8 protein-coding genes are annotated in these 7,255 nt (G+C 62.8%); 2 read left to right on the forward strand and 6 right to left on the reverse strand.

The genetic code is table 11. The features are described from left to right. The 3 genes from EN925_RS15930 to EN925_RS15940 all read right to left on the reverse strand — a co-directional run. Positions 1-834 (reverse strand): extracellular solute-binding protein (locus EN925_RS15930; RefSeq protein ID WP_206632829.1); only part of this gene is annotated, 834 nt, incomplete at its 3' end. Positions 835-854: 20 nt separating this feature from the next. Further along, positions 855-2,015, reverse strand: a complete 1,161-nt coding sequence (locus tag EN925_RS15935) for a CaiB/BaiF CoA-transferase family protein (RefSeq protein WP_024502501.1) — start codon at positions 2,013-2,015, stop codon at positions 855-857. A gap of 1 nt (position 2,016) precedes the next feature. After that, complete coding sequence (locus tag EN925_RS15940; RefSeq protein WP_013533014.1) at positions 2,017-2,568, reverse strand: MaoC family dehydratase; 552 nt, start codon at positions 2,566-2,568, stop codon at positions 2,017-2,019. 198 nt (positions 2,569-2,766) lie between these two features. On the opposite strand from EN925_RS15940, the gene EN925_RS15945 reads away from it, so the two are divergent. Beyond that, positions 2,767-3,864: a lactonase family protein gene (locus EN925_RS15945; protein WP_127368787.1), complete on the forward strand. Its 1,098-nt coding sequence runs from the start codon at positions 2,767-2,769 to the stop codon at positions 3,862-3,864. Positions 3,865-3,905: 41 nt separating this feature from the next. Here the strand turns inward: EN925_RS15945 and EN925_RS15950 are convergent, their stop codons facing one another. From EN925_RS15950 to EN925_RS15960, 3 genes are all read right to left on the reverse strand, one after another. Continuing rightward, positions 3,906-4,892: a Tim44 domain-containing protein gene (locus tag EN925_RS15950; protein ID WP_064995039.1), complete on the reverse strand. Its 987-nt coding sequence runs from the start codon at positions 4,890-4,892 to the stop codon at positions 3,906-3,908. Positions 4,893-4,965: 73 nt separating this feature from the next. Continuing rightward, entirely contained in the window at positions 4,966-5,268 is a 303-nt protein-coding gene (locus tag EN925_RS15955; protein WP_024502504.1) for a zf-TFIIB domain-containing protein, read from the reverse strand. Between the two features lie 269 nt (positions 5,269-5,537). Further along, entirely contained in the window at positions 5,538-6,527 is a 990-nt protein-coding gene (locus EN925_RS15960; protein ID WP_127388240.1) for a zinc-dependent alcohol dehydrogenase family protein, read from the reverse strand. A 101-nt stretch (positions 6,528-6,628) separates the two neighbouring features. Here EN925_RS15960 and EN925_RS15965 point away from each other — a divergent pair. Next, the coding region (locus EN925_RS15965; protein ID WP_164894227.1) for a LysR family transcriptional regulator at positions 6,629-7,255 on the forward strand (627 nt) is incomplete at its 3' end.

Consider the following 7,255-nt stretch of genomic DNA (forward strand, 5'->3'; position numbering starts at 1 on the left):
GACCCAATAGGCGAAGTCGATCGCGGCATCCCTGGCTTTGGAAAAGGCTGATACGGCTATGCCGGTGCCGCCAAGCGCCGAACCGACCGGGCCGCCGGAACCGATGACCGGAACATCGGCAAAGGCCAGCCGGTTCGCCCGAAAGCCAGCCGTCGCATAGGAAACGTAACCATAGATCAGTGGCGCGCAGACGAACCTGGAACCGGCCTCCGCCATACGTTCGGAGACGGCAATCGGGTCCATCTCGAAACACGCGGGATCGACCAGCGCTGCGATCTCGCGCATTGCCTCGAAGACTTGGCTACCGATCTCCACATCGATCAGATCGTCGGATGGATCGGTCGTGCAGGCATGCCCGAGATTGCCGGCAAGCGTGTAGAACACCATCAACACGTGAGGCGGCCGCAGCGGCAGCAGCACGCGGCCTTGCCGGGCGAGATCGAGCACCTCGCTCCAGCGCGCCGGTGGCGCACCGATCGCATCCGGACGCCATGCCTGGACCTGCGTTGCCGCATCGATCGGGAAAGCCCATTGCCGTCCTTGCCAGTTGTAGCTCGGATAGGACTGGCCGATGCTGCCCGAGGCAAGGGCCGTGCGTTCCGCCTCGCGTCCGGCGACATCCAGCGGCTCCAGGCAGCCTTCGGCCGTGATCTGGCCGACATGCGGATGGTCGATGACGATGAGGTCATAGGCGCGCGCCAGTTCTTCGACCGGGAAGGATTCGAAGTCCTGCAGCGAGCGCTTGTCCCATTCGATGGCAATACCGGTCTTCTGCTGCCACAGCGCCGAGCAGGCGACCATCGGATCATAGCCACGCGGATGGCTCCAGGTCATGCCTTTGAGCTTGGGCGAACTCACAGGCCGAACTCCGCGCGGATGGCGGCACTGTGCTCGCCGATGCGGGGCGCCGCCCGATCGGCCTTGGCTCTTATGCCATCGACCCGGAGCGGCGAACTGGTGGTGAGGATCGAGACATCGTCCTCGCGCGTCACAGTCTGCAGCATGCCGAGGGAATGGAACCCTTCGCTCGCCAGCATCTCCGGCCAGGTCAGCACTTTGGCGCACCAGATGTCGGCCGGCTCGAGGATATCAAGCCACTCGTCGATCGTCTTGGTGGCGATCCGCTGTGCGATGATCGCCTTGATGTCGTCGCGCGCGGTGAACCACGACGCAGGCTTGTCGCGATAGGGTGCGAGTTCGCTGAGCGACAGGAGATCGGCCAGCTTGGGAATCGGCGTCATGGCGATGGCGAGGTATCCGTCCTTGGCCGGGTAAACACCGTAAGGCGCCGACAGATAGGCATGCGCGCTGCGGAAGCTGGAGCGCCTGGGCAGCCGGCGGCCGTCATTGAGATGCGTCGTCAGCACCTCGAACTGGAAATCGACCAGCGCTTCCAGGAGACTGGTTTCGATATGGCTGCCCTGGCCGGTGATGCCGCGCCGCACGAGTGCGGCCAGAATGCCCTGCGCGCAGGCGGCACCGGCCAGCATGTCGCCGATGGCAAGACCGAACGGCACCGGCCCTTGGTCCTCATCGCCGTTCAGCCACATCACGCCGGAGCGCGCCTGCGCCAGCAGGTCTTGGCCGGGTCTCTTGACCCATGGTCCGTCTTCGCCATAGCCGCTGATCGAGGCATAGACCAGCCGCGGATTGATCTTGCGGACCGCCTCGTAGTCCAAGCCGAGCCGCTCGATGACGCCCGGCCGGAAATTCTGGATCAGCACATCGGCCTTGGCCAGAAGGCCGCGCAACGCCTCGAGATCGGCCTCGTTCTTGAGGTCGATGGCAAGACTTTCCTTGGCCCGGTTGATGGCATGGAAGATGGTGGAATCGCCGCCGATCTCGGTGTCGCTGAGATAGAGCCGGCGCGACAGGTCGCCGCCATCCGGACGCTCGATCTTGATGACGCGGGCGCCGAGATCGAGCAGCCTGAGTGAGCAATAGGGCCCGGACAGGAACTGGCTCATGTCGACGACGACGAGACCGGCGAGCGGCAATTCGGCTGCTGCCGGCATGCTATTTCTCCGTCTTGCCGACGAAGTCGGCCGGGTTGCGGTACTTCACCGTCTGCAGATGCTCGCAATAGAGAACCAACTCGCCTTCGCCCTTGAACACCTCATAGCTGGCGCGGATCAGCCCCATTTCCTTGTAGCGGGGCTTCTTGTCGAGGTTGGAGCGGATCGAATAGATCGTGTCGCCAATGAAGACGGGTTTTATGAAGCGGAGCTTGTCGTAGCCATAGGAGAAGGCATTGACGCAGTTGGTGGCGACCAGCCCCAGGCCAGCCGAAAAGACAAAGGCGCCGGCGATCAGCCGCTTGCCGAAAATGCCTTCGTTCTCGGCAAACATCTGGTCCTGCACATAGGGGTGGATGTCGAGCACCAGCGTGTTGAACAAATGGCTGTCGCCTTCGGCCATTGTGCGCCGCAACGAGCGGATCTTCTGGCCGACGGGCCAGTCCTCGTAGAACCAGTTCTCGGCATTCCACACCGGCAGCGCGGCGTGATCTCCGGGCATGTTCTTGGGATGCGTCGAGGCGACGCCGACGGTAGGTGCGAAATCGTTCATGGTCGGCACCGCCAGACCTGCATGGGGCACGTCACAGCTATCGGAAAACGCATCAAGGCGTCGAAATACAAGACGTCTCCTCCCGTCAATCTTCTTTTGTAAATAGTATTTTCACATATGGGGTTGCGTTGCAAGCGTGAACAGGCGAAATTTTGGCTGCTCCCGCGCGCCAAAGCGCAGGCGGGTAGGGAGGAAATCATGCGCGAGAATTGTCTGGTCTTTGTCGGCAGCCTGAACCGCGAGGCGCCGTATTTTCAGGGCGCTCGGGGCGTCGGCCTCAGCGTCTACAGCTTTGACGAGACGACGCTGGAAACACGAAAACTGGCCGAGACCAACGACGTCGACAATCCGACCTTCCTCTCGGTGACACCGGACGGCTCGCGGATCTACGCCAACTCGGAAGTGTTCACCTGGCGCGAGGGCACCGTCTCAGCTTACAGCTTCGATCGAGCTTCGGGGACGCTCATTTATCTGAACAAGCAACCGTCGCTCGGCAGCATAGCCGCCCACAACACCATCACCCGCGACGGGACAAAACTGCTGGTCGCCAATTACGGCATGGGCGAGGGCGGCCCGGATCGTGCGGTGGCTGTCTATGGCTTCGAAGAGAACGGCGCCTTGTCGGCGCCGCTTGCCAGCGTTTCGCATGAGGGCAGCGGCCCGAATGTGGCGCGGCAGGAACGCTCGCATGCGCACAGCGTCACCGAAACCATCGGCGGGGGAACAGCCATCGTCGCCGACCTCGGCATCGACCGGCTGGTGTCTTACCGGATCGAGCGCGAGGGCAATCTGGCCAAGCTAACCGAATCCGCTTTGCCATCCGGCGCCGGTCCACGCCACCTCGCACTGCATCCGAACGGACGCTTCGTCTTCGTCATGAACGAACTGGATTCGACCATCGTGTCGATGACGCTGGACGAAGCCACCGGCAAGCTCTCGATCATCGACGCAAAGCCGGCGGTGCCGGCCGAGGCACGCGACAGCAACCACTGCGCCGATATCCAGATCTCACCGGATGGCCGTTTTGTCTACGGCTCCAACCGCGGCCATGACAGCGTCGTCATCATGGCGGTCGACCAGCAGACAGGGTCGCTCAGCCTCGTCAGCTATATCCCTTGCGGCGGCGCGACCCCGCGTAACCTGGCGCTGACGCCGTCAGGCGGCCATCTGTTTTCCGCCAACCAGAATGGCGACCGCATTTCGATCTTCGCCCGCGACGCCGACAGCGGCATACTGACCGACACCGGGCGCGCCATCGAGATCGGCACGCCGATGTGCGTCAAGATCGTGCGCTGAACGCCCACAACTGCGAAGCCTCGGAAAAAATCGCCCGAGGCTCAAGCCTGTTGTATTGCCGAGAGCTTCCAGTTCGATCCATTCTCACGCACGAAAGTCCACAGCTCGGTCGTCTCTGTCGGATGATCATCGTCGCCCGCGACGATTTTGCCGCTGGCCCGTTCGCGCGTCACGTCACGAGATTCGTAGCGCAAGGCGGCCGTGGCGTAGTCGCGCTCATCCTCGCGCCAGCTTTCCGCGATGTCGGCCTGCAGCAAGGTGATATCAGTCACCTCGTTCCTGAGACCTTTCTGGGCATTGTCGGCCAACTCTTCCGACAGATAGGATACCATTTCGGGTGTAACCGCCCGGCGCAGAGCGGCATGGTCTTCGCGCCCGAATGCTTCCTGGACATCGGTCAGCAGCTGCTGGAATGCGTCGAGATCCGTCTGGGCCAGCGTGATCTCCTCGGAGGCGGCGGCCGGAGAGCCTCCACCTGAACCGCCGCCGAAACCGGGAATTGTGAAGGAGCCTGCAGTCTGCTGCCCTGCCGTTGAGCGGTTCTCAAATCGCGAAGCCTGGGCATTGCCGGCACCTGCGAGCGCCGGCGCGGGGCCGCGCGCGGATTGCGAGCGGAAGAACCTGATGGCCAGCATGATCGCGCCACCGATCAGCAAGGCCTGAAGCAGGAAACCGAACATGCCGGCCAGGCCGCCGAAGCCCTGACCCAAAAGCAGGCCGAACAGGCCGCCGAGCAACAGGCCGCGCATCATCGTTCCACCGAAACCGCTCATGAAGCCGGGCCTCTGCAGGCCGGCCTGCGGCTGCCGGGCCGCGTTGTTCACACCGGTGTTGGGCGTCATCGACCGCTCGACCGGAGCGGTCGGTGCTGGGGCCGTCCTGGTCGGCGGTGCCGATTGGAACGTACGCATGCCACGACTGCCGAAACTGCCGCCACGACGGGCCTCGGCATGGTCCATCGCAACCATGGAGAATGCAAGGAACAGTCCTGCAAAGAGGGCTGCAAATCGGCTGGTGCGGGAAATCATCGGAGATGAACCTTTGTCGATGTGGTTTCGGAAGTTTCAGCAAGTGCCGGCCTGGATGTCGGGCATCATGCGGTCAGTCGAACAACTCTTCGAAGAATGATTTCTTCCGCTTTGGATAGCGGTGACCGTGCGAGCGGGAATAATCGTCATCGCGGCTCTGGCCATGTTGTGGCTGGGAGAATGCTGCCGGCTGTGGCTGCGGCGCGGGCGCCGCTTCCCTGCCGGAACGCTCGATGATCTTGTCGAGTTCTCCTCGATCAAGCCAGACGCCGCGGCACTGCGGACAGTAGTCGATTTCGATACCCTGGCGTTCGCTCATCACGAGCGCGACGCGGCAGGAGGGGCAAACCATACCGAGGAGGGAAGTAGATGTCATACGGGGCTCCAAACCGAAAGGAATGAGCCCGCTTGACCGAAAGAATGGAAACGGGCCCGTTAAAGCGGTCCGACATCACAATCGCCAAAAGCGACAGTCAGAGGGGCCCGGCCCGCACCGAACAGTTAGGGATGCAAAGCCGCGGCTTCAAGGCCGATATTGCCCTGCAAGAATGATTTGTTCGCCACCGTTGCTCAGGCAGTCACCACGATTCAAATCGTCACCACGATCTCAGATCGTCACCACGATCTCAGATCGTCACTACGATCTCAGATCGTCACTACGATCTTGCCGAACTGCTCGTTCGATTCCAGATAGCGATGCGCCTCGACGATTTGGTCGAACGCGAAGGTCCTGTCGATGATCGGCCTCAGCGTCCCGTCCTCCAGACCTTCGACGATAAACGCCTTGGCGGCCTCGAGTTTCACAGGGTTGCCGGTGATCTCGTGGACGAGGTAGCCGCGCAGTGTCAGCGTCTTGCTCAGCACCGCTGGCAGCGGGAATGGCGTCGGCTCGCGGCTGAGACCGCCATATTCGATGAGGATGCCGCCACGCGACATGGCCGCTGTGAGTGGCTCGAAGATCGGGCCGCCGACCGCATCGAACACGACGCGCACGCCTTCAGGCCCTGCGATCTCATTCAGCCGTGCCGCCAAATCCTCCTCGGCCAAGGTGACGACTTCAGCCGCGCCGGCGTCGAGCAGGGCCTGCCTCTTCGCCGATGTCCGCGTCACCGCAATCGCTGGTGCACCGACCCTGTTGGCGATCTGGATTGCCGCAAGCCCGACGCTGCTCGAGGCCGCGGTGATCACCACGTGGTCTCCGCTGTGCAGCCCGGCGATATCGATCAGCGCGCCATAGGCGGTGAGATACTGCATCCAGACGGCCGCTGCCGTCTGCCAGTCGAGCGACGGCGGATGCTTGACGACAAGTCCGGCGGGGTAGGTGGCAAACTCGCCATAGGCCGGCCAGCGGATCATCGATTGCGGCGGGATGACACTGACGCTGTCGCCCGGCGCGAAATCCCTCACACCGTCGCCAATAGCCTCGATGACGCCCGCTGCCTCAAGGCCAAGCCCCGAGGGGAGCGTCGGCGTCTCGATATAGGAACCCGCGCGCAGCAGCGCTTCGGCGCGATTGAGGCCGAGTGCCTTGACCCGGATTTGAACTTCGCCCGAACCCGGTGGGGAAAGCGCGACATCCTCGATGCGCAGAACCTCGGGGCCACCATGCTGGTGAAAGCGAACTACGCGTGTCATTCGGATACTCCAAATCAGCTGAACCGAATGAGCTATGCAGCCGGTCTTGCCAGGGATAAATGGCTGTAAGAGAAGAACAGTAGAAACCAGGAGTTCTGAATATGGATCGGCTTGAGAGCATGGCCGTGTTCGTCAAGGCGGTCGATCTCGGCTCGTTCGCGGCCGCGGCGGTCGCGCTTGATCTCTCCGGACCGATGGTCGGCAAGCATGTCCGGTTTCTTGAGGAGCGGCTGGGCGTGCGGCTGCTCAACCGGACCACGCGACGGCAGAGCCTGACCGACTTCGGCCGCGCTTACTATGAACGCTGTCGGGTGGTGCTGGCCGAGGCCGAAGCCGCCGATGCGCTCGCCGCCGAACAGTTTTCGGAGCCACGTGGAAAACTGCGGGTCACCATGCCGGCGCATTTCGGGCGCCATTGCGTGACCCCCGTGTTGCTGAAGCTGGCCCATCAATATCCGATGCTGGAACTCGACCTGTCGCTCACCGACCGCTTGGCGGATCTTGCCGAGGACGGCTACGATCTCGCAATCCGCACCGGCGCTCTTGACGACAAGGTGGGGGTGATTGCGCGTCGCGTCGCGCGTCAGGGCATGGTCGTCTGCGCGGCACCCTCTTATCTCAGAATTCATGGCGAGCCGCAGCCGTCCGGTTGGCGTGATCTCGAGCGTGGGTTGCCCCTCGCGCACAAACAACCACGGCTGAATGACCTGGCCGAGCCGGCGGTAGAC

Source organism: Mesorhizobium sp. M7A.F.Ca.US.006.04.2.1 (genome assembly GCF_004022915.1).
GTDB lineage: Bacteria > Pseudomonadota > Alphaproteobacteria > Rhizobiales > Rhizobiaceae > Mesorhizobium > Mesorhizobium ciceri.